Source organism: Lysinibacillus sphaericus (assembly GCF_002982115.1).
Classification (GTDB): Bacteria; Bacillota; Bacilli; order Bacillales_A; family Planococcaceae; genus Lysinibacillus; species Lysinibacillus sphaericus.
Genome location: NZ_CP019980.1, coordinates 3844935 through 3865898, shown reverse-complemented (window position 1 = coordinate 3865898; position 20964 = coordinate 3844935). Strand labels below are relative to the sequence as shown.

Annotated in this window: 20 protein-coding genes and 1 pseudogene; 15 read left to right on the top strand and 6 right to left on the bottom strand. The window is 35.9% G+C overall.

The features are described 5' to 3' along the window. Positions 1–354 precede the first annotated feature (354 nt). The 6 genes from LS41612_RS19050 to LS41612_RS23365 all read left to right on the top strand — a co-directional run bounded on the left by LS41612_RS19050 (position 355) and on the right by LS41612_RS23365 (position 8019). Positions 355–3408, top strand: coding sequence for an efflux RND transporter permease subunit (locus LS41612_RS19050; RefSeq protein WP_024362272.1), 3054 nt, complete (start codon positions 355–357; stop codon positions 3406–3408). A 20-nt stretch (positions 3409–3428) separates the two neighbouring features. After that, positions 3429–4514 carry an SDR family oxidoreductase gene (locus LS41612_RS19045; protein ID WP_024362271.1) on the top strand — a complete coding sequence of 362 codons (1086 nt, stop codon included), beginning with the start codon at positions 3429–3431 and terminating at the stop codon, positions 4512–4514. A 335-nt stretch (positions 4515–4849) separates the two neighbouring features. Further along, positions 4850–5614, top strand: coding sequence for a MeeY/MeeF family manganese export membrane protein (locus tag LS41612_RS19040; protein ID WP_024362270.1), 765 nt, complete (start codon positions 4850–4852; stop codon positions 5612–5614). Positions 5615–5870: 256 nt separating this feature from the next. Beyond that, on the top strand, positions 5871–7226 hold the full coding sequence (locus tag LS41612_RS19035) for a TrkH family potassium uptake protein (protein ID WP_024362269.1): 1356 nt from the start codon (positions 5871–5873) through the stop codon (positions 7224–7226). A 240-nt stretch (positions 7227–7466) separates the two neighbouring features. After that, positions 7467–7622: a hypothetical protein gene (locus tag LS41612_RS23370; protein ID WP_162832712.1), complete on the top strand. Its 156-nt coding sequence runs from the start codon at positions 7467–7469 to the stop codon at positions 7620–7622. Between the two features lie 229 nt (positions 7623–7851). Then, the gene (locus tag LS41612_RS23365) at positions 7852–8019 is read left to right on the top strand and encodes a hypothetical protein (protein WP_162832711.1); all 168 of its coding nucleotides are present in this window, start codon (positions 7852–7854) and stop codon (positions 8017–8019) included. 148 nt (positions 8020–8167) lie between these two features. Here LS41612_RS23365 and LS41612_RS19030 read toward each other — a convergent pair whose 3' ends face one another. Further along, positions 8168–8680: a DUF3231 family protein gene (locus tag LS41612_RS19030; RefSeq protein WP_024362268.1), complete on the bottom strand. Its 513-nt coding sequence runs from the start codon at positions 8678–8680 to the stop codon at positions 8168–8170. A 260-nt stretch (positions 8681–8940) separates the two neighbouring features. Between LS41612_RS19030 and LS41612_RS23205 the strand changes: the two genes are divergently transcribed. Next, positions 8941–9099: a hypothetical protein gene (locus LS41612_RS23205; protein ID WP_158497863.1), complete on the top strand. Its 159-nt coding sequence runs from the start codon at positions 8941–8943 to the stop codon at positions 9097–9099. A gap of 518 nt (positions 9100–9617) precedes the next feature. On the opposite strand, the gene LS41612_RS19025 is transcribed toward LS41612_RS23205, so the two are convergent. Then, a complete protein-coding gene (locus LS41612_RS19025; protein WP_024362267.1) occupies positions 9618–11357 on the bottom strand; it encodes a B12-binding domain-containing radical SAM protein in 1740 nt (579 codons plus the stop codon). 310 nt (positions 11358–11667) lie between these two features. On the opposite strand from LS41612_RS19025, the gene LS41612_RS19020 reads away from it, so the two are divergent. Further along, on the top strand, positions 11668–13035 hold the full coding sequence (locus LS41612_RS19020; RefSeq protein ID WP_231785633.1) for a PAS domain-containing sensor histidine kinase: 1368 nt from the start codon (positions 11668–11670) through the stop codon (positions 13033–13035). A 122-nt stretch (positions 13036–13157) separates the two neighbouring features. Then, positions 13158–13604: a MarR family winged helix-turn-helix transcriptional regulator gene (locus LS41612_RS19015; protein WP_024362265.1), complete on the top strand. Its 447-nt coding sequence runs from the start codon at positions 13158–13160 to the stop codon at positions 13602–13604. A gap of 210 nt (positions 13605–13814) precedes the next feature. Here LS41612_RS19015 and LS41612_RS19010 read toward each other — a convergent pair whose 3' ends face one another. The 3 genes from LS41612_RS19010 to LS41612_RS19000 form a co-directional block, all read right to left on the bottom strand. Continuing rightward, a complete protein-coding gene (locus LS41612_RS19010; protein WP_024362264.1) occupies positions 13815–14495 on the bottom strand; it encodes a hypothetical protein in 681 nt (226 codons plus the stop codon). A 62-nt stretch (positions 14496–14557) separates the two neighbouring features. Next, positions 14558–15175 (bottom strand): CPBP family intramembrane glutamic endopeptidase, encoded by a 618-nt coding sequence (locus tag LS41612_RS19005; RefSeq protein ID WP_024362263.1) that lies wholly within the window; start codon positions 15173–15175, stop codon positions 14558–14560. A gap of 80 nt (positions 15176–15255) precedes the next feature. Next, positions 15256–15444 carry a YkvS family protein gene (locus LS41612_RS19000; RefSeq protein ID WP_024362262.1) on the bottom strand — a complete coding sequence of 63 codons (189 nt, stop codon included), beginning with the start codon at positions 15442–15444 and terminating at the stop codon, positions 15256–15258. Between the two features lie 125 nt (positions 15445–15569). On the opposite strand from LS41612_RS19000, the gene ykzS reads away from it, so the two are divergent. From ykzS to LS41612_RS18985, 3 genes are all read left to right on the top strand, one after another. Continuing rightward, positions 15570–15758, top strand: a complete 189-nt coding sequence (ykzS, locus tag LS41612_RS18995; protein ID WP_025218704.1) for a protein YkzS — start codon at positions 15570–15572, stop codon at positions 15756–15758. 93 nt (positions 15759–15851) lie between these two features. Next, entirely contained in the window at positions 15852–16043 is a 192-nt protein-coding gene (locus LS41612_RS18990; protein WP_024362260.1) for an aspartyl-phosphate phosphatase Spo0E family protein, read from the top strand. Positions 16044–16436: 393 nt separating this feature from the next. Further along, positions 16437–17303 carry an NAD(P)-dependent oxidoreductase gene (locus LS41612_RS18985; RefSeq protein ID WP_024362259.1) on the top strand — a complete coding sequence of 289 codons (867 nt, stop codon included), beginning with the start codon at positions 16437–16439 and terminating at the stop codon, positions 17301–17303. A gap of 181 nt (positions 17304–17484) precedes the next feature. Here the strand turns inward: LS41612_RS18985 and LS41612_RS18980 are convergent, their stop codons facing one another. After that, positions 17485–17877: a DoxX family protein gene (locus tag LS41612_RS18980; RefSeq protein WP_024362258.1), complete on the bottom strand. Its 393-nt coding sequence runs from the start codon at positions 17875–17877 to the stop codon at positions 17485–17487. A gap of 167 nt (positions 17878–18044) precedes the next feature. On the opposite strand from LS41612_RS18980, the pseudogene LS41612_RS18975 reads away from it, so the two are divergent. The 3 genes and pseudogenes from LS41612_RS18975 (at position 18045) to LS41612_RS18965 (ending at position 20856) form a co-directional block, all read left to right on the top strand. Beyond that, positions 18045–18349, top strand: a pseudogene (locus LS41612_RS18975) (winged helix-turn-helix transcriptional regulator). Positions 18350–18561: 212 nt separating this feature from the next. Further along, positions 18562–19884, top strand: coding sequence for an MFS transporter (locus tag LS41612_RS18970; RefSeq protein WP_024362256.1), 1323 nt, complete (start codon positions 18562–18564; stop codon positions 19882–19884). A 69-nt stretch (positions 19885–19953) separates the two neighbouring features. Further along, positions 19954–20856 carry a chemotaxis protein gene (locus LS41612_RS18965; protein WP_024362255.1) on the top strand — a complete coding sequence of 301 codons (903 nt, stop codon included), beginning with the start codon at positions 19954–19956 and terminating at the stop codon, positions 20854–20856. The last annotated feature ends 108 nt before the right edge of the window (positions 20857–20964 follow it).

Sequence of the window (20964 nt, the reverse complement as noted above, 5' to 3'; positions counted from 1 at the left end):
AAACACGAATCGACAGATGATCGATTCGTGTTTTTTTACAAGGAAAATAAGAGATTGGTGTAGAATATATACAATATAAAGAAATAATAGGTGCTGCCTTGACATTGGTTGTGGCGAAATAACTAATTCAATGGAGCGAAAGGTGGCGACTCCTGCGAGAAAAGCAAGCAAACCGAGACCCTGGACTGAGCGCAGCGAAGGAAGCGGCTCGGTGCTTGCCCGCGGAAAGCGCCACCTGTAGCGCAATGTTGCAATGACAAAAATGAAATTGTTTCAATATAATGTAAAACTTTATAAAAAAACTCCCTTTTCGGCTATCATAGGAAAGAAGAGAAAGAAAAGGAGTATAAACACATGAACATTAGCAACTTTTCAATTAAAAGACCTGTTTTTACGCTTGTTACAATGCTACTCGTTATTATTTTAGGTGGCGTATCGTTGTTAAAAATCCCGATCACGTTAATTCCTGAATTAAATCCCCCTATTGGTGTCGTGGTGACGTCATATCCTGGGGCGAGTTCAACGGAAGTAAATGAAAAGGTAACAAAACCTTTAGAGGCGGCATTGGCCACCTTGCCAGGCATAAAAAAACTACAATCTACTTCGCAGGAAGGTTCAAATTTAATTGTGCTAGAGTTTAATTGGACGACGAATATTGAGGATGTTCAATTGGATATTTTGCAACGTATAGATATGACACCTTTACCAAACGATGCACAAAAGCCAAATTTTTTGAAATTTGACCCGTCACAGTTTCCAATTATTCAACTTTCCTTACGCGCAGAAAATGACCAAGTGGATGTACGAGTATTAGCAGAATCACTGGAAAAAGAGCTTCGTCGTACAGAAGGGGTTGCGAGTGTCAATGTTTCTGGCAAATTGGTAGAAGAAGTACAAGTAACATTGGATGAATCAAAACTAATAGCAAAGGGCTTAACCCAAGCAGATATTATCCAAATAATTCAATCGAATAATGTCTCACTTCCTGGAGAGCCAGTTTTAACTGCAGATGACAAAATGTTGACGACTAGGATTATTAGTACGTTAACTACACCACAAGATATTGCAGATTTAATCGTATCCGTCAATCCAATAGATGGTCAAACATTAACGGTGGGAGATGTAGCGACGGTCGAGCGCACAGAGCAAAAAGCAATAACAGAAACGCGTGCTAATAATCATCCGGCTGTGTTAATGTCCGTTTTGCAAGAATCTGGTGCTAATACTGCTGAAGTATCTAAAGCCTTTCAACAAGCTTTAAATGATTTACTAGCGAAGGAGCAATACAAAGGTGTAACAGCAGACATACTAGTCGATCAAGGCAATTATGTAGATTTAGCAATAAGTAATATCGGTTCTTCATTACTGCTAGGTGGCTTATTCGCTATGCTTGTGTTATTTGTCTTTTTACGTGGTGTGAAAAGCCCAATTATTATTGGGATTGCCATTCCGTACTCGGTCATTGTCACATTTGTGCTAATGTATTTTGCTGATTTTACACTCAACATCATGACCTTAGGTGCATTAGCATTAGGTATTGGGATGCTTGTCGACAATGCCATCGTTGTAATAGAGAATATTGAACGGCATTTAGGGCTTGGCAAGGAACCAATCGAAGCAGCAAAACAAGGAACAAAGGAAGTAGCACTAGCTATAACAGCATCTACATTAACAACGATTGCTGTGTTTATTCCAGTCATGTTTATTGAAGGCTTAATTGGGCAAATATTTACGGAATTTGCACTTACCATTTCCTTTAGTTTAATTGCCTCATTGTCAGTGGCATTAACCGTTGTACCTATGCTGGCAAGTCGTTTGTTAAAAATGAAAGATCATAATATCAATGAAATTCGCAAGACATCTTCGTTTTATAAGCGCTACAATGCGTCTATAGTTTGGGTATTGCAGCATCGCTTGTTGGTCATTTTATCGGCAATCGTGCTCTTTGGCTTATCGCTCTTTGGATTATCGAAAATAGGGACAGAATTTTTACCTGCAACAGATGAAGGTTTTGCTTCTATTAGTGTAAATCTTGACCAAGGGGCTGCTATAACAAAAACAGAAAAGGTAGTCGCAGCCATTGAAAGTCGTTTAAAAGAAGAACAAGATGTCGATGTTTATGTTAGCCTAATCGGGGGTACTCAACAGTCTCAATCTCGTGGACAAACAAGTGCAAATCAAGCAGAAATTTACGTCAAGCTAGTACCACTTGCAGATCGCAAGCGCTCCATTTTTGAGTTTGTAGAAGAAGTGGAAAGGGAACTAAATAATGAGTTAGGGGAGCAAGCAGAAATTACATTTAATGTTTCTACATCATCTGGTTCAGCTCCAAATACATTGACATTCCGACTAACAGATTCAAATGAACAACGTTTATATGCATCAGTTGAGAAAGTACAGCACGAACTAAGTCGTATAGATGCAGTCACAAATGTTTTGACTGATTTAGACGAAACGATACAAGAGATTCAGATAGAGGTGGATCGCGAAAAAGCGAAGGATTATGGTTTTGTACCGGCTCAAATAGCCCAAACGGTCAATCAAATGACAAAAGGGCAGTTGACGACGCAGATGATTGATGATGGTGGAACGGTGTTATCGGTGTATACCGGTTTTGGACAGGCGTTTAACGAAAGTATGGACGCTTTAAAGGCAATGAAGCTACGTTCACCAGCAGGACTATTTGTTAAGCTTGATGAAATTGCTAACGTATCTATACAAGAAGGACCAGTATCCATTAGACGTTCCGATCAAGCTGCAGCAGTTGCATTTTTCGTTGATTATAAAGCCAAGGAGTCATTAGGGGGCATTTCTAAAAAGGTCGATCACGCACTTGAAAAAGCGAATTTGCCTGCTGAAACGCAAGTTGTGTTTAGTGGGGATCGAGAGTTATATGATAGTGCAATTGATGACATGCTTTTAGCAGTTGCTCTCGCCATAGTGCTAGTCTACATTGTGATGGCGGCGCAGTTTGAGTCGTTTAAATATCCTTTCGTTATTATGTTTACAGTACCACTTATGATTATAGGTGTTGCGATGGCAATGTTTGCGACGAAAACACTGCTAGGTGTGACATCTGTTATCGGCATATTAGTACTTGTTGGCATTGTTGTGAATAATGGTATTGTGCTTGTCGATTATATTAATCAGCAAAAGCAGCAGGGCATGCAGGCGTATGATGCCATTTTACTTGCTACACAAGACCGACTTCGCCCGATTTTAATGACAGCATTAACAACGATATTAGGATTGCTACCACTAGCGCTTGGTATTGGCGAAGGTACTGAGATGAATCAGCCGATGGGTATCGCTGTAATAGGTGGCCTGATTACATCAACTTTGCTGACATTATATATTGTGCCAGCTGTGTATAGCTTAATGGATAAAGAAACTAGAAAATTGCCTTAGATACGGGGAGGAAATGGGAGATGGGTGTTCATTTTTTTACGGGGTTTCCAGGGTTTATTTCAAGTCAATTAATTCGAGAATTATTTCAAGAAAATAAAACACAAAAGGTTATCGCCATTGTTTTAGCGGGGCAATATCCAAAAGCGATGATTGAAAAAAGCAAGATTGAAGTAGACTATCCTCAATGTGAAATACAGATTGTTGAGGGAGACATCACTCTACCCAATTTAGGATTAGCCAATCAATTAATACAGGAAATCGTGCCTCAAATTGAAGTGTTTTGGCATCTAGCAGCGATTTATGATTTAGCCGTTCCACGAGATATTGCTTGGAAGGTCAATGTACATGGAACTGCGATGGTCAATGATTTTGTTCGAACATTGCCCCATCTTAAGCGTTATATGTATTTTAGTACTGCGTATGTTGCTGGAACACGAGAAGGCGTATTACGCGAAAATGAATTGATTCGCCCGAAGGCATTTAAAAACTACTATGAGGAAACGAAATATGAAGCAGAGCATCGTGTGGAAGATTTAAAGTCAGAGGTACCTATCACGATTATCCGACCAGGGATTGTGCGAGGGCATTCCGTGACAGGGGAAACAATTAAATTTGATGGGCCCTATTTCTTTTTGAATATGGTTGATAAATTAAAATGGTTGCCGATTATACCTTATATAGGAATGTCTAGCTCAGCTATTAATGTTGTGCCCGTCGATTATATTATCAATGCCTCCACTTTTTTAGTGGATGAGAAAAGTGCTGAAGGGAAAACATTACATTTAACAGACCCTAATCCTCATCCTGTACAAGAGGTATACCGTACAATGGTGAAATTATTGACAAATCATTATCCAAAAGGACGTTTTCCTTTAGCACTAGCCAAAAAATCGTTACAAGTGCCGTTTATTCGCAAAAAGTTAGGGGTCGAGCAAGAAACTTTAGATTACTTAACATGGCATGCAACCTTTGATACAACAGAAGCAATTGCTATATTACAAAAAGGAAATATAGCATGCCCTGATTTTATACAAACGATGCCAAAGATGGTGGATTTTTATCTAGCACATAAAGAAGATGAAAACTATCATATTCAAATTAAATAATAATGGATTTCTTTGTCAGTATTAAATGATAGTGATATAATAAATGAACAAAAGAAATGTCCTTAGACATTTTGTTAAAGGGGAGTAGCTAGCAGATGCGAGCGATGCATCTGGTTTCACATTCGTCATGACGTGGCATAATGCCATCGGATGTGATAGCAAATGGTGTTACTTTGCAAAAAGTGCAATAACCGATAGCTGGTTTGTAAGAAGTAACCAATTAAATTTGCTTAGCAAGACCTTTGCCTTCTTTTTAGGCAGGGGTCTTTTCTTTTTCATTTGACTAGTAAATACTCGCTATTTTGGGTATACAGAGTTTAAAGGAGGAACAGAGAATGGAAGCAATATTATTACAATACGGCTGGGTATTAATCGTACTAGTTGTATTAGAAGGATTACTAGCAGCAGATAATGCAGTAGTAATGGCTGTTATGGTGAAACACTTACCGCATGACCTACAAAAGAAGGCACTTTTTTACGGATTATTTGGTGCACTAATATTCCGATTCTCTGCGCTCTTTGTTATTACAGTATTAGTTAATTACTGGCAAATTCAAGCTATTGGGGCAGCTTACTTATTGTTTATGTCAGCCAAAAATATTTATGATTTGCGAAAAGGCAAAGATGAGGAAGAAGAAAATGATGATGCTACTGTAAAAAAAGGATCAGGCTTCTGGATGACTGTTTTAAAAGTGGAACTTGCAGATATAGCATTTGCAATCGATTCAATGCTTGCTGCGGTTGCAATTGCCGTAACGCTTCCACACTTAGGTAATTTTGATATTGGCGGCATTAATGGCGGACAATTCATTATTATGTTGTTAGGTGGTTTTATCGGTGTTATTATGATGCGTTTTGCAGCGCAATGGTTTGTAAAAATTTTAAACGACTATCCTTCACTTGAAACAGCAGCGTTTTTAATTGTTGGCTGGGTAGGGGTAAAACTTGTTGTATTAACGTTAGCTCATGAAAAAGTGGGTATTTTACCTGAAGAATTCCCACATTCAACAGGCTGGGAATTAACTTTCTGGGTTGTATTAATTGCGATTGCATTTGTCGGTTATTTAGTAGGTGTTCGTAATAAAAAACAAGCAAAATAATCGCCGGACAATTTTATAATGGAACGATTTAATCCGCATTCTTTCTGCGGGCAACGCACGAGCCACATCGCTCGCTACATTAGCAGGGTCAGTGCGCTTGCTTTTTGTGAAAGTCTATGCGGATTTTTGCTTTATATCAAAAACACTTTTTATTACTTCGTATTTGATACGATTTACAACCCCTTTCTTTTTTCACCGATTTTTTCTATACTAATATCTATCAAGTTTGGCATCATAAGTGGAAGGAGTTGATGGGGTGCCTTGGAAAAAATCATCGAATAGACAAATCACACCGTTTCAGGCACTTGTGTCTTATTATTTCATAGCAATAGCAATTTCCTTCCTATTGTTACGACTCCCTGGTGTCCATCGAGCGGGTGTGGAAGTGTCCTTTTTAGATAGTTTATTTACGGCAGTCAGTGCTGTTAGTGTGACTGGTTTAACAACTTTCAATATTTCCGAGACCTATACAACATTTGGACTGGTTATGGTACTTGTGATTTTACAGCTCGGGGCTATCGGTATTATGTCGCTAGGTACCTTTGTTTGGTTGCTTGTCGGCAAAAAAATCGGTATGCGCGAACGGCAGTTGATTATGATTGATCATAATCAATATAATCTATCGGGTGTTGTCCAGTTAATACGAGAAATATTGAAAATCTTAATTGGCATTGAATTGGCAGGGGCCATTATTTTAACGGCTCATTTTATGAATTATTTTGATACATTTGAAGAAGCTCTTATACATGGTGTTTTTGCTGCTGTTTCTGCCACTACGAATGGTGGCTTTGATATTACTGGGATGAGTTTATTGCCATTCCATAATGATTATTTTGTGCAGCTCATAACAATGGTATTAATTGTACTTGGAGCAATTGGCTTCCCAGTGCTGATTGAAGTAAAATCATTTTTGCTTAATCGACATGCCAATTTCCGCTTTAGTCTTTTTACCAAAATAACGACGACTACTTATGCAATTTTATTTATAGTTGGAGCTCTCGTTATTTTACTACTTGAGTCATTTCACTCCTTTAAAGGGATGGTTTGGCATGAGGCAATCTTTTCAGCTATGTTCCATTCCATATCTACGCGTTCAGCGGGACTTACAACATACGATGTAACATCCTTTAGTGAAGCAACCGATATTTTCATGAGTTTTTTAATGTTTATTGGTTCATCCCCAAGCTCTGTAGGTGGCGGGATAAGAACGACCACTTTCGCTATTGCCATATTATTTTTAATAATGTTTGCACGCGGAAAAGAGGATATTCAAATTTTTGGAAGGGAAATCCATTTGATAGATGTCTTCCGCTCGTTTGTCGTTATCCTATTGGCTTGTTTTATGGTGTTAATCGCCACAATTATATTACTGATTACGGAACCGCACGCGACACTTATACAAATTATTTTTGAAATAACATCTGCGTTCGGAACATGCGGTATGTCTCTAGGGATTACGTCAGACTTATCAGTAGTTGGTAAAATCATCATTATTATCTTAATGTTTATAGGGCGAGTGGGCTTAATATCATTCTTGTATTCAGTAGGTGGTGGAGGTAGAGGGAAAAAATCTAAATACCACTATCCAAAGGAACGAGTAATTATTGGGTAAACATCTTAAAGTATTGATATATAGAGGTTTAGTGGGGGCAGATTTTTGATTTGCCCCCTTTTTGTCTCCTGATGGTCAATTTTCGAGGTAATCTTCGAATTTTTTGAGTGCATTTCGTTCGGAACCTTACAATTGATTTTCCTTATTTTTAAAAAGTCTTTTTGTTTTCTTAATATACATTTGAAACTAAAAGGTTAAAGTAGTCGTATAAGGTATTAACGATTAGAGGAGGTCGGAAAAATGGATTATACTAAAATCTATAATGAGGAACTGATTGCCTTAGTAAAAGAGAAAATAAAGTCGGTCGGTGAAATTAAAGCGGTGAAGTTTGTGAGAGAACAAACAGATATGTCCTTAATACAGGCAAAAAAATTTGTGGATTTTTGTAAAGAATAGACATAAAAAACTGTGGCTCTAATTTAAAAGTAACTTCAATAGTCATTGAACGACTAAATATAAACTGGCAGACGTATTTGGGTAACATCTAGCAGTTTTCATATAGAAGCATTTGGAAAGGGGTGAATGGTTGATTCACTTCTTTTTTGTTTGGCATTAATCTTTTAGGAACAAGCCAATAGTATAAATGTTGGCAACTTGGATACTTTATAAAGCGGAGGTGATATCAGTGACAAAGGGTAAAAAGGATATAAAGGATTTAAAGCAAGAAGAGTTTGCGACAGATTTAAGTCCTGACGATTTAGATGTACGAGAAGAAAATGAACGCACAAGTGAACAAGTGAACAATGCGAATAAAGCAAAAGACCAACAAGGACAAAATAAGAAACAAAAATAATGAAAAAGAGGCTTACAGTGGTCACGAGCAGTGAAGCAGTGTCCATTCAAGGAGCATAACAAAGCAAAAAGTGTTAGATTGATTGGTGTCAATCTAACACTTTTTCTCTTTTGTCCCATCCCCAAATGGCTAATGCAGATTAAAAATTTTAATCTTTTTCTGGATAGTTAACATGTAGTGGCGGTGGAACAAGCCATCCTTTATTTTTGTTTAAACGTAACAGTTTAGCACCTAGTTGGGCTTTACTCATATGGAATTGTCCGTACATCATGGCAATGTCTTCCCTAGTTGACATGCCCATTGCTTGACTACAAGCAACTAAGCCAGCAGCTAAATCCGCTGATAACGCTGCACTAATTTCAGGGTCATTTACTCTCGCACCAGGAGGGATATCCTCTAATCTTGCAACAGGTCGCTCAGGTGGAGCAGGGGGTAACCCAACACCGTTTGTTTTCAATATTTTTTCTAACTGTTTTACTTCGTCTCGTAATACTTGGATAATATCTTCAATAATTTTGCGAAGATCTTCATCTCCTGTGTGATTGTAAAATGTTTGATAGCCTGCAATTAAGCCGTAATCAGCCGCTAAATTCGTCCAAACGCTAAAAACCTCACCATAATGTAACGGCTCATCTTTTGGATTGCCACTAAGTATTCCCATAGTTGAATATCCTCTTTTCATTGTTTTTTGAAACAGAGGTAGTATGCGTGAAATGATAAAAATTAATTCATAAGAAACAAACGAAACTGTCATTGTAAAACTACAGTTTGAATAGGACACGTAATGGGTAAAACACTTTAGGAGTGGTCAAAAAGAAATTGTCTACAACGTATTAGAACTGAGGGGCATTAGAATATTTTGAAATGCATAGAAGCAACAATGAACCCAGTAATGAAAAAGGGATAAAAGGAGAAATAAACATGACACTTACAAGCACAGCAAAGCAGGATTTAAAGGAACTCTTAAAAGAGACACATAAACGTGGCATAACGAAAGTAGACCATAGTGATCGAGTAAGCAGAATGACAGATAGTGAAGCTTTAGGATTGCTAATTTCAGTAGTGAAGCGTACTTTATAATACTTAAAAAGCTATGTATTCTATAAGCAAGCAAGCTTGGACTTTTTAGTGTTTTATGCTAAAAGATTTCTTAAAGTTGACTTTCTTCTATTATATTGTATTTAGTATTTAATATATAACTGAAAGACAGCATAGACGTTGGTCGTTGGCAAAAGCGATATAGGATATTATTAATAGCTTTTAGCGCTTCTTTCAAAGTCATAGTAAGCAATTTACACTTAAATGGTAATTGTGACGAAAAAATGTCCAAAAATTTAGAAAATTTATTAAAGTGTTTCCTAATTTTAAATTTTCTAAATAGGTATTATTTCTAAGTTTTGTTTTATTTAATTAAGGTTTAAAGACCTACTTTTTGAAGGTTTCATTAAGAAAGCTGTACTAACACCATTAATTAGTTTTAGTAAACTGTAATATATTATTTATTTAGTAAAAAAAGAATGTTGTGAGCTGGAAAATGCAATTTTATAAGTTACTAATAGAAAAAAACGCTATTCACTTTAGAGAATAGCGTTTTTTTATTAAACAGTAGGGATTGTTGCAAAATAAGGTGCTTGTCCGTGACGGAAGTAAGTTAAAAGATAACCATTTTTTTGTACAATTTTGCCATTCGAGAAATTTTGATAGTCCAAGTAATGCGGGATAATAAGTGTATGCTTGAATAATTCTTTCTCTGTTAAATTAAACTTAGCAAATTCTTCACCAGCAATTATCGGATTTTCCCGTAGAGCTGTGTATAGTGCTTTTTGTTGTAATTCTGTTGGCCGCTCATTCCACCATAATTTACGTGGCTGGAATTGTTGTGCTTTTAAATAATCTAGTTGCATTAAGCTTTGAATAATTTGTAAATTAGCACCTTCCACTGTTTCTAAAAATTCCAGTAAACGACGGAATAAATCTTCTAACTGCTGTCCGATACGGGACCAGCCTTTTGTTTCCCAATAAGTGCCGAAGTTTTGGAAGAAATCAAATGGTGTCTCGAATACTTCAGTAACTAGGTATTCAATGGTGTAATCCATACGATGATCGTTCCAATATTTTTCGAGAACATCTTCTGCATGTTTAATACGAACGATATCATCAAAGGTTAAAGCATTATTCGAAAAGATTTCATATGGAGCTAAATCTACATAGGTGTAACCGAATTTTTCAGCCTCCAAACGAAGACCAGTGCCGCGCAATAGCTTTAAGAAGCCAAGTTGTAATTCCTCTGGTCGCATTGCGAAAACATCATTAAAGGTTTGACGGAAGCTAGCATAGTCTTCTTCTGGCAAACCGGCAATTAAATCTAAATGTTGATCAATCTTACCGCCATCTTTGACCATTGTTACTGTTCGTTTAAGTTTTTCAAAGTTTTGACGGCGTTGTACAAGCGTGTTTGTTAAATCATTGGTAGATTGGACACCTATTTCAAAGCGGAAAAGCCCTTTAGGTGCGTTGTCATTTAAAAATTGAATGACCTCAGGACGCATTATATCAGCAGTAATTTCAAACTGGAAAACAACACCTGGCTTATGTTCATCGATTAAAAATTGGAACATTTCCATTGCGTAGCTACGGCTAATATTGAATGTACGATCGACAAATTTAATAGTGCGGGCACCATTATTCATAAGATATCGAATATCTTCCTTTATACTTTCTCTATTGAAATAGCGCACGCCTACTTCAATAGAAGATAAGCAAAATTGACAGCTAAAAGGACAGCCTCTGCTCGTCTCAATATATTGAATTCGCTTTCCTAGATGTGGAAGATCCTCTTCAAAACGGAATGGACTTGGTAATTCACGTAAGTCAATTTTAGGTGCTTGCGCATGAATTCGAACTTTTCCGTCTTCTAAGTAACAAATTCCAGGAACATCTTCTAATGGAATTTCGCCATGCAAATGGCGTAGTAGCTGTTTAAAGGATGTTTCTCCTTCGCCCATAACAATAAAATCAATCTCTTCAACTCTTCTTAACCAATGATGGACATCGTAAGATACTTCAGGCCCACCGAGCAAAATTTTAACATTAGGACAAACTGTTTTTAACATTTTAATAACGTGAATAGTTTCTTCAATATTCCAAATATAGCAACTAAATCCTACAATATCAGGGTTTTTTTGAAATAAATCTGATACAATATTAAAAGCGGGGTCTTTAATTGTGTATTCTGCAATGGTTGGATTGTATTCAGGTAAAGCAGCACATTTTAAATAACGCAATGCCAAATTAGTGTGGATATACTTTGCGTTTAATGTAGTTAAAATAGTATTCATGCATTAATCTTCCTTTCACTTTCTAATTGTAACAGTCAAGTAGCTGACAAACAATATAATCCTTTTTACCTATTTATTTTGTGAACGGTTCGTGAAATAATTTTAAATACTTAAATTTACTAAATTTTGTAATAATAGAATCGTACAGTCATAAAGTATAGTAAAGGCTCAAAATTCGAATGAGAGGTTTTTTACTCTTTTGAAAGGTTCGGTGAGAAAGTTGAAGCAAAATGATATAAATCAATGTTTTGGAAATCTTATGAAAAGTACTTCGTCACCAACACTTATTCTCAATAAAGCAGGAAAAATTTTGAATTGTAATGAGGCAGCTATTAAACTTTTTAATCTTAATTTAACGTATATTGGCTATATTACAATGGACGAGTCCTCAAATATAAAATGGGCTAAGTTTGTCAAAGAACTACAATGTGAGTTAAGATCTGAAGAAATATTTAATATTCAAACAAACAACAATGAATTTGAAAAGATGGTCTTTAAATGTTTCTATGATCCGAACACTGAAGAAATTGTCGCACAACTATCAACGATCAATAATGACAGAGCGCTTAAATTGTATGTTAGCAAGGAGCAGGAACAATCTCAATCCTTCAGTGCATATGATCATTTACCTTATGCTGTTATTGTGAGTGATGCAAGTGGGATTATTCTTGGTTTAAATAAATATGCCGAAATGTATTTAAAAATAGAAAAATCACAACTACTCCATAAAGCACATCAACATATATTTGATTCATTTACAATGAAGAATGGACAAATTACAACCTATCTTTCGAAATTGATGGGTGACAAACATGCCAATATTCATGTTGTGGACGAGACGCAAGTAAGTAGAACTTGCTACTACGAAATCTCAAGTGTTTTCGATGAGTATAATAATATTATCGTCACTGTCATTAATGATGAAACTGAGAAGAAGCAACTGCAACATAAAGTAGAGCATCAGGAAGCACTAAATGTGGTAGGTCAAATGGCAGCTAGTATCGCACATGAGATTCGTAATCCACTTACTTCTTTAAAAGGGTTTACAGAACTATTAAAGCTGAATGCAGATGAAGAGTCACGTATGTATTTATCTGTCATAGATAGTGAGTTACAGCGTATGGAGCAAATTTTATCGGAACTATTAGTATTGTCTAAGCCAACAAGTATGAAGGTAGAGTTAATCAACTTAGATCATATTGTAAGACAGGTAATCGAATTTATGTTGCCGGATGCATTAATGAAAAAAATTATGATTCAATATATACCGTCAGTGACAGAAGTATATATCGGCGGCAATGAAAATCGTTTAAAGCAAGTATTTATAAATCTTATTAAAAATGCTATGGAAGCAATGAACAAAGGCGGCACAATTACGGTAGAAATGAATGTGACAGACTGTACGATTGTCGAATTAATGATAAAAGATGAAGGCAGTGGAATGGATAATAATACAATCCAAAATCTATTCCAACCTTTTTACACGACGAAATCAACAGGGACAGGACTGGGCCTTGCTTTCGTGAAAAAGGTAATCGAAGAGCATGAAGGTGTAATTGGTGTTCAAAGTGAAGTACAAAAAGGGACATGCTTCCATATGCAGTTTCCAGTGTACACATTCAATCAGTTGGATACTTTAGATGTTTCTGTGAAGGATTCTGCTTATTTAGTTACCTAAAATAGAGAGAAAAACTTGCTAATTTTATTTAGCATAGTGTGCTGTTATTGAATGCTTTTGACAATGCTTTTCAAAAGTCGCTATAATGAAATTGATAAAGAGCGAATTGTGAGGACTAGGCTATGACGTCAGAAGATTTAAAGCAAACTTTAAAATTATATATTGTATTATCCCGTGCCCATAAAGCAATTAATGAGATGACAAACCATTTTTTTCAAGAAAATGGCTTGAATCCTACTGAATTTGCAGTTTTAGAGCTCCTGTATCATAAAGGGAGACAACCATTGCAGCAAATCGGTAATAAAATATTACTTGCCAGTGGGTCTATTACGTATGTAATTGATAAGCTTGAAAAAAGAGGTTATCTTTTACGGGTTTCCTGTCCATCAGATCGTCGCGTTACCTATGCGGAAATTACAGCTGAAGGTGAGGCGTTTATGGGCGAGTTATTTCCAAAGCACGAACAACATTTACATGAATTGATGAGTGCATTATCCGTCGAGGAAAAGGATGTAGCGATTGGCTTATTAAAAAAATTAGGGCTATCCATTAAAGATTTGTCTTATTAAAAAGAGTTGTCTCAAATAGATTTTGAGGCGACTTTTTTTTGCGTGTTAAAAGAATGGAAACATTGTTTAGGGGAATGGTTTGTATAGAATAGCTGTTTTTACCCTTTGAGAAGCTTTTTAGACGTCTTTACAAGCAAACCTTAGTTTTTATTGGTAAATAAAAGAGAGGTCTTAGAAAGACTTCTAAGACCTCTTGGGATGTGTATTAAATTAATTTTTAGAAATAGTTGCTGCCATTGCGAGCATAGCGGCTGTTAAATCTTGTTCATCATTATCATGAATTGTTAACTTTATAATAAGTCCATCTTTTTCAAATACTACGCCAATTACTTTTTCAGTATCAAAGTCTACAACATAGCCTTCAATATTTTGGACATCTTTAAATACGGAAAGTTCTTCAGCAGATAATGCAACTGTTCCTCCAACTGCATTCATATAGTCCTGCATAGCTGTTTTCGCCGCATCATAGTTTGTTTCAGCAGTAGTAGTTGTTTCAATACGCATAAATACTTCGTCATCAGCATTTGAGACTAGCATGTCTTTTCCAGGTTCTTCTTGAGAAAGAGTAAATCCAGGTAGCTGTTGGATTTTATAGCTCTGAGTTACACTTTTAGATTCAGTTGCATTTTCCTTTTTGTCGACACCTTTTTGTACGTATTTTACTTCTTGTTGTGGTTTAGATTGTACTTCTGTTTGTGCATCATCTGATGTAGGCGTTTCTTGCGCGTCGTCGCCTGCAGGTTCACTATCAGTTGGTTTTTCCTCAGTCGCTGTGTTTGCTGGTTCGTTTTGTGCAGCATCTGATTGTTCTGTCTTATCAGAGGTATTGCACCCCACTACTAAAACAGCTGTTAGTAATAATGCAAGCATTGTAATTAATTTTTTTTGCATGAAAAGCCCTCCCTTTCTATATTAAACGCTAATAAAAGATAAAATGTTTCCAATTTTTTTTGTTATGATGTTAAAGGTAACACTAAAAACAATAATAAAACAAAAACAACATGGGCTACAATAACTAAAGGCATACTCTTGCGCCATTCATAGATAAAGCCCCAAATCAGGCTTGTTACAAGAGCTGCGATGATACCAAGCTTAAAACCGCTAAATGCAATCGAAATGGCACATAAAATTGCTGTTACAATAACTGCTAAAACAGGGCGCATAAAACGTTTTAATTGTTGTTGTACGTAGCCACGCCAAAATAGTTCTTCACCAATGGCTACAATGAAAACAAGGAAAATATAGTGCCATATATTTTGTGGACCGTAAACTGTTAAAAACTTTTGTACGGATCCTACTAGCCGATCATTTATAAATGGTGCGAGCCAATAACCAAAACGTATAATGCCATATGCGATTGTACCGTATCCGATGCCGAAAATCAGAAATTTCCACGTAGGCAATTGATCTTCGATTGTACCTGATAGAATAGCGATAGCTATACATACGAGCAGGGTAAATGCATACAAGTACCAAAATACAGCAGGATTAGCAAATGTAAAAGCAAGCATGCCATAAACGAATAATAAAGAAAGGAGAAGTATTATTGTTTGTTTCGAATTTGTAAGCATAATTCGACCTCCATACTTTAATTTTACCAAAAAAATAGTCCCTTATCATCTATAAAGACAAAAAGGGACTATTCAGAATATTAAGCTTCACTTGCGTATAAGATTTTGTAACGTTTATGGTTGACGACCGTTTTTTCTTCAATTTCAAGGGAATCAAAATTCTCCATATATGTTAAATCAACGATCACCGAATTTTCATTTACTTTTTCAACAATGCCTTGCAAACCATTTTTAAACTCGATAATATTTCCAACTTCAGCTATTTTCACAGACAGTCAGCTCCTTCATCGACTAATAATATACAGTTTGCATGAAAAAAAGGAAAACGTAAAGCCTTTTTTGAATAATTCATAATTTATTACACAAAATAAAGTAAGAGAAAGGATTGGAAAAAATGGAACAATATGAAACAATGCTTGAACAATTGCAAAATGGAGAAATCCAAAGTATCGAAATTCATAAAGAACAATTTTATGATTTTCGAGAAGTATTAGTAAAACACCCATTATTTAAACATTTTAGAGGTGAAGCAAAGCAAAATGGGATTATAATCTACACTTATTTGGAAATTCCTAGAAGCTAATTTGTCGAACATTGTCGGAACATAATGCTGTAAGAAATGAAATATAAATGTATAATAATGGTATGATTATTTGTATGTTGGAGGGTTGTATGAATGGTCAATCTACTCTTGAAACAAATGGAACAAACTCGTGAGATGATGATTCGCTCTGGTGTGGAAAACGGGTTACAGAATGCAAAAACCATTCAACTGAGTCGCAGACTAGATCAGTTAATGAATACTTATTATAGACAGACAACGTTAGAAGAAGAAGATCAGGATGATTTGTTTCAGTATTCAGAGTAAAATTTTTTTAGATTAGATGATTAAAAGTGAATGTACTGGGGAATAATTATATTGAACACAGCAACATTCTCATTTCCCCCTTTAGAGCAGTGATTCCCATCACCTGCTCTCTTTTTTTTGCTTATTCGGTATATATGCAAGACAGACAAACTTTAGTACAAGTATTAAGAAGAGTTTGAATTATTGAACTGATTCAACTACACTAAGTACACATAAATAAAACTTACTACTATTCCCAATACCTTAGCTAATTTGAAATGTGTAAAAGGAATAATCGTATTGTCTTATTTTGAGAGCACATTTATTGTGAGCGGAAGGCGCGACTCGGTGCTTTTTCTAAGAAAAGCGTCAGCTTTTAGCGTACTATTGATTCAAGTAAAGGAGTAATTACATATGGGAAAAGAGCGTATTGCATTTATCGGCACAGGTGTTATGGGTGCTAGTATTGTTAAACACTTACTGCAAAATGGCCATGAGGTGACGGTTTATACCCGTACAAAAGAAAAAGCAGAGCCGTTAATCGCTTTAGGAGCAAGTTGGGCTAGCTCCCCTGCAGAGGCTTTTAAAGAGAAGGATATAGCGCTAACGATGGTTGGTTATCCAGCAGATGTCGAGGAAGTTTACTTCGGTGAAAATGGCTTATTCCAAACTGCCAAGGCAGGTAATATTGTCATTGATATGACAACATCTGAACCAACTTTAGCGAAGAAAATATATGCGCATGCACAGACGTTAGGGATAGAAGCATTAGATGCTCCCGTATCTGGTGGAGATGTTGGGGCGCAAAACGGTACCTTGTCTATTATGGTAGGTGGTGACCAAATGACCTTTAATCGAGCTGTTCCAGTGTTGCAACAATTTGGTGCAAATATCGTGTATCAGGGAGAAGCAGGTGCCGGACAGCATGCAAAAATGTGCAATCAAATTGTCATTGCATCTGGCATGATTGGTGTGTGTGAGTCACTTGCCTATGGCTTAAAAGCTGGACTCGATTTATCTACTGTATTACAATCCATCTCTTCTGGTGCGGCAGGGTCTTGGTCTTTAAGTAATTTAGCACCACGTATGATTAAAGAAGACTATGCGCCAGGTTTTTATATTAAGCATTTCGTGAAGGATATGAAAATCGCTTTAGATGAATCAAAGAAAATGGGTATTTCTTTACCAGGGCTAGCATTAGCATATGAAATGTATGAAAAGCTGATCGAAGCAGGTTATGGTGAAAATGGTACGCAGGCTCTGCTAACGTATTATAAATAGTCAGCTTATAGGGAAAAGTGTTAGATTGAGTAATCATCAATCTAACACTTTTTTTGCTAGGTTGTTTGTCTGAGTGCTTGGCTCCACTTTTCGTGGTACCACCTTCTTAAATGAAACCGCCACAAAAAGTCTTTGAATCGCTCGTACCATTTTGAAAAACATCCATAGCATAGACAATTCTCTACTCTTTATTAAAAAGTTGAGAATCTAATGAGAAGCTAGAAGCTCCAGCAAGGGCAAAGTAAAGTGCTATCGCACCTAAAGCTAAGTCAAACTCATAGCCAGCCAAACCATTAGCGCCGATAAAACCAATGCTAAGTTTTGCTGTAAAGATAGCAACAATCATTGTAATGGTCAATAAAGCACCGAAGATTCTTGTTGCGAAACCTAAAATAATAGCAGCTCCACCGACTAATTCAATAATCGCAACGACATACGCCATAAAGCCTGGAATACCGAGACTATCAAAGAAGTCAGCCGTATAGCTAATGCCGCCTTGGAATTTTTGGAAACCATGAACTGCAAAAATAATGCCGAGAACGACACGTAAAATAGTTGAACCAATATTTTGCATAATGTAATAACTCCTTTTCTTTAACTTACATTTCGTAACTTAGTTTATTTTTAAAAATAACTTTTGTCAAGTAACTAAGTGTATTTTTCGAAAGGATTTTTAAAAAGTGATATACTCTTAAGTAGAACCTAGTAAAAAAGGAGGATAGTAACTTGAATCAAAAAAACATGTGTCCGCGATTTGAAAAAGCGCTTATGATATTGAACCATCGTTGGAATACGTTACTTATTTATCAGCTACTTGATGGTCCACAGCGATATTCCACCATTAAAAATCAGTTGAATATTAGCAGTCGTGTGTTAACAGAGCGATTAAAGGAGTTAGAAACCGAGGAAATCGTGTTACGTACTGTAATTCCATCTACTCCTTCGTTATTGAATATGAACTTACAGAAAAAGGATATGCAATTACCCCTGTGCTAAAAGCTATTGAAGAATGGTCTAGTAAATGGGTAACGATTGCTGAGGAATGATAGAAAAGATATTCAAGCGAGGGGCTTGAATATCTTTTTTGTTTTTAGGGACAAATGGAGGTAAGGTGTCAACCAATTTATGGCCATTTGGCAGTTATGTTTCACTAGAATTACTGATATATTGTAAATAATATTAATTTTCTTTTAAAAAAGGTATTTTTTATTATAGAGAGAAATTAATTGATTATTATAGAGATTGGAGGGAGGGTTTTATGAAGAAGGGTACAGCGATAGACGTACAACATCGAAATCAGTTAGCCATATATTTATCTTTGCCAATACTATCATGGGCATTTTACGATTTTGCTAATACGATATTTTCGTCAAATATTAATACAATATTTTTTCCATTTTATATGGATGAAGCTTTAGGTACGAATGAGGTAATGCAACAGGTAGCAAGTACATTTATTTCGTATGCCAATGCCATAGCCAGTTTTTTCTTAGTAGTCTTTTCACCACTTTTTGGTGTCTGGATTGACCAAACGGGCTATAAAAAGAGATTTATAGTTTGGTTTGCATCAATATCTATTCTATTTACCTTTATGATGGGGATTTTTGCAAATTTACAGACGACAATCAATTACTCAGGTGTACCTCTTAGCTTATTTTTAGTTGTTGCAAGTTTTGTGATAGCGAAGTTTTTCTTTAATTCGAGTCTCGTATTCTATGATTCGATGATGAGTGATTTAGGAACAAAAGAAGAAATGCCTCTTATTTCCGGTTATGGTGTAGCAATTGGTTATTTAGGCACACTTTTTGGATTGCTTGTTTATTTATATGTAGGAAGCAGTGATTTCCATCGCGCTTTTATACCAACGGCGATTTTGTATTTATTATTTTCATTGCCTTTATTTTTCATTAATAAAGATACACCGATCCCAAAAGAGCAACGTAAGACAACTCATTTTTTTGAAGGCTATAAGGAAATTATTAGTACATTTAAGGATATGAAGCAGTATAAGGCAATCTTTACTTTTATGATTGCGTACTTCTTTTTAAATGATGCGATTGCCACGACCATTGCGATGATGGCGGTATATGCCACAACCATTGTCGGGTTTACTTCAGGTCAATTTATCATCCTATATTTAGTATCCACCGTATCGACAATTATTGGTTCACTGGCATTTGGCTATATTACAAAAGCAATTGGAGCGAAGAGAGCGATTACCATTGTTGCTTTTATCATGATTATCGCTTTAACATTTGCTGTCTTTGCAACCGAGCAATGGATGTTTTGGATTGCAGGTAGTATGTTCGGTATTTCATTAGGTTCTATGTGGGTGACATCGAGAACATATATTATTGCGCTATCCCCAGATAACAAGAGAGGCCAGTTCTTTGGGTTATTTGCTTTTTCTGGGAAAGTTTCGTCAATAATAGGCCCCGCAGTTTATGGAACTGTCACATTATGGATGAAGGATTATGGTACTTTAGCAAGTCGAGTAGCATTATCAACATTAATATTAATGACAGTAATTGGTCTATTGGTGCATCTAAAAGTTAATGATAAAAATGGAAATACCAAGTAGGAGAATTGTATCGCCTATGATACAATTGAATTATAAATTGATGTTGAAATAGAAAGGAGCGGGGTTGCTTTGGAACATAAGGGCATATTATTAGAAAGTGGCACAAATGAGCTAGAAATCGTTGAATTTGAAGTAGCTAACAATAAATTTGGTATTAATGTTATTAAAGTAAAAGAAATTATTCAACCTATTCCAGTAACGTTTATTCCACACGCGCACCCGCATGTAGAGGGAATTATTCAATTAAGAGGCGAGGTATTACCGGTAGTAGATATGCTACGAGTACTAGGAATACAAAGCACAGAACGTAATCCGCAACAAAAATATATTGTTGCTGAGTTTAATAAACAACGAGTTGTTTTCCATGTCGATAATGTGACACAAATTCACCGTATTTCATGGGATCAAATCGAAAAGCCTTCTGATATGTATCAGGGTGGGACTTCACAAGTAATCGGTGTTATTAAGCAAAATGAGCAAATGATTTTATTGCTAGATTTTGAGAAAATCATGGTTGATATTAACCCTGAATCGGGTATTAATGTAGAGTCCGTGAAAAAGCTTGGTAAACGTGAACGTTCTGAAAAACGCATTTTAATTGCTGAAGATTCACCATTATTACGTAAATTATTATTTGATACGATGAAGGAAGCCGGTTATGAGAATGTAGAGTTCTTTGAAAATGGTCGTGATGCTTATGAATATTTAGATTCATTAGCGAAAAGTGGCAATAATGTTACAGAGCACATTCAATTAGTTGTAACAGATATTGAAATGCCACAAATGGATGGTCACCATCTTACACGAAAAATTAAAGAGCATCCTGATTTACAAAAGCTGCCGGTCATTATTTTCTCTAGTTTAATTACTGATGATCTTCGCCATAAAGGTGATCAAGTAGGTGCTGAGGACCAAATTAGTAAACCTGAAATTGCCGAACTAATTTTACGTGTCGATCAACTTATTTTATAAAGCTAGCGAAAAAGGAACTTCACAATACTAATAATTGGTATCCTGAAATATTAATACAAACGAAAGTCGGATACCTTTTTGGTTCCGACTTTTTTTGTATAATGAGGA

Coding starts and splice junctions, on each gene's coding strand:
- LS41612_RS19050 (WP_024362272.1), top strand. CDS start 355: ATGAACATTAGCAACTTTTCAATTAAAAGACCTGTTTTTACGCTTGTT.
- LS41612_RS19045 (WP_024362271.1), top strand. CDS start 3,429: ATGGGTGTTCATTTTTTTACGGGGTTTCCAGGGTTTATTTCAAGTCAA.
- LS41612_RS19040 (WP_024362270.1), top strand. CDS start 4,850: ATGGAAGCAATATTATTACAATACGGCTGGGTATTAATCGTACTAGTT.
- LS41612_RS23370 (WP_162832712.1), top strand. CDS start 7,467: ATGGATTATACTAAAATCTATAATGAGGAACTGATTGCCTTAGTAAAA.
- LS41612_RS19030 (WP_024362268.1), bottom strand. CDS start 8,680: ATGGGAATACTTAGTGGCAATCCAAAAGATGAGCCGTTACATTATGGT.
- LS41612_RS23205 (WP_158497863.1), top strand. CDS start 8,941: ATGACACTTACAAGCACAGCAAAGCAGGATTTAAAGGAACTCTTAAAA.
- LS41612_RS19025 (WP_024362267.1), bottom strand. CDS start 11,357: ATGAATACTATTTTAACTACATTAAACGCAAAGTATATCCACACTAAT.
- LS41612_RS19015 (WP_024362265.1), top strand. CDS start 13,158: ATGACGTCAGAAGATTTAAAGCAAACTTTAAAATTATATATTGTATTA.
- LS41612_RS19010 (WP_024362264.1), bottom strand. CDS start 14,495: ATGCAAAAAAAATTAATTACAATGCTTGCATTATTACTAACAGCTGTT.
- LS41612_RS19005 (WP_024362263.1), bottom strand. CDS start 15,175: ATGCTTACAAATTCGAAACAAACAATAATACTTCTCCTTTCTTTATTA.
- ykzS (WP_025218704.1), top strand. CDS start 15,570: ATGGAACAATATGAAACAATGCTTGAACAATTGCAAAATGGAGAAATC.
- LS41612_RS18990 (WP_024362260.1), top strand. CDS start 15,852: ATGGTCAATCTACTCTTGAAACAAATGGAACAAACTCGTGAGATGATG.
- LS41612_RS18985 (WP_024362259.1), top strand. CDS start 16,437: ATGGGAAAAGAGCGTATTGCATTTATCGGCACAGGTGTTATGGGTGCT.
- LS41612_RS18980 (WP_024362258.1), bottom strand. CDS start 17,877: ATGCAAAATATTGGTTCAACTATTTTACGTGTCGTTCTCGGCATTATT.
- LS41612_RS18970 (WP_024362256.1), top strand. CDS start 18,562: ATGAAGAAGGGTACAGCGATAGACGTACAACATCGAAATCAGTTAGCC.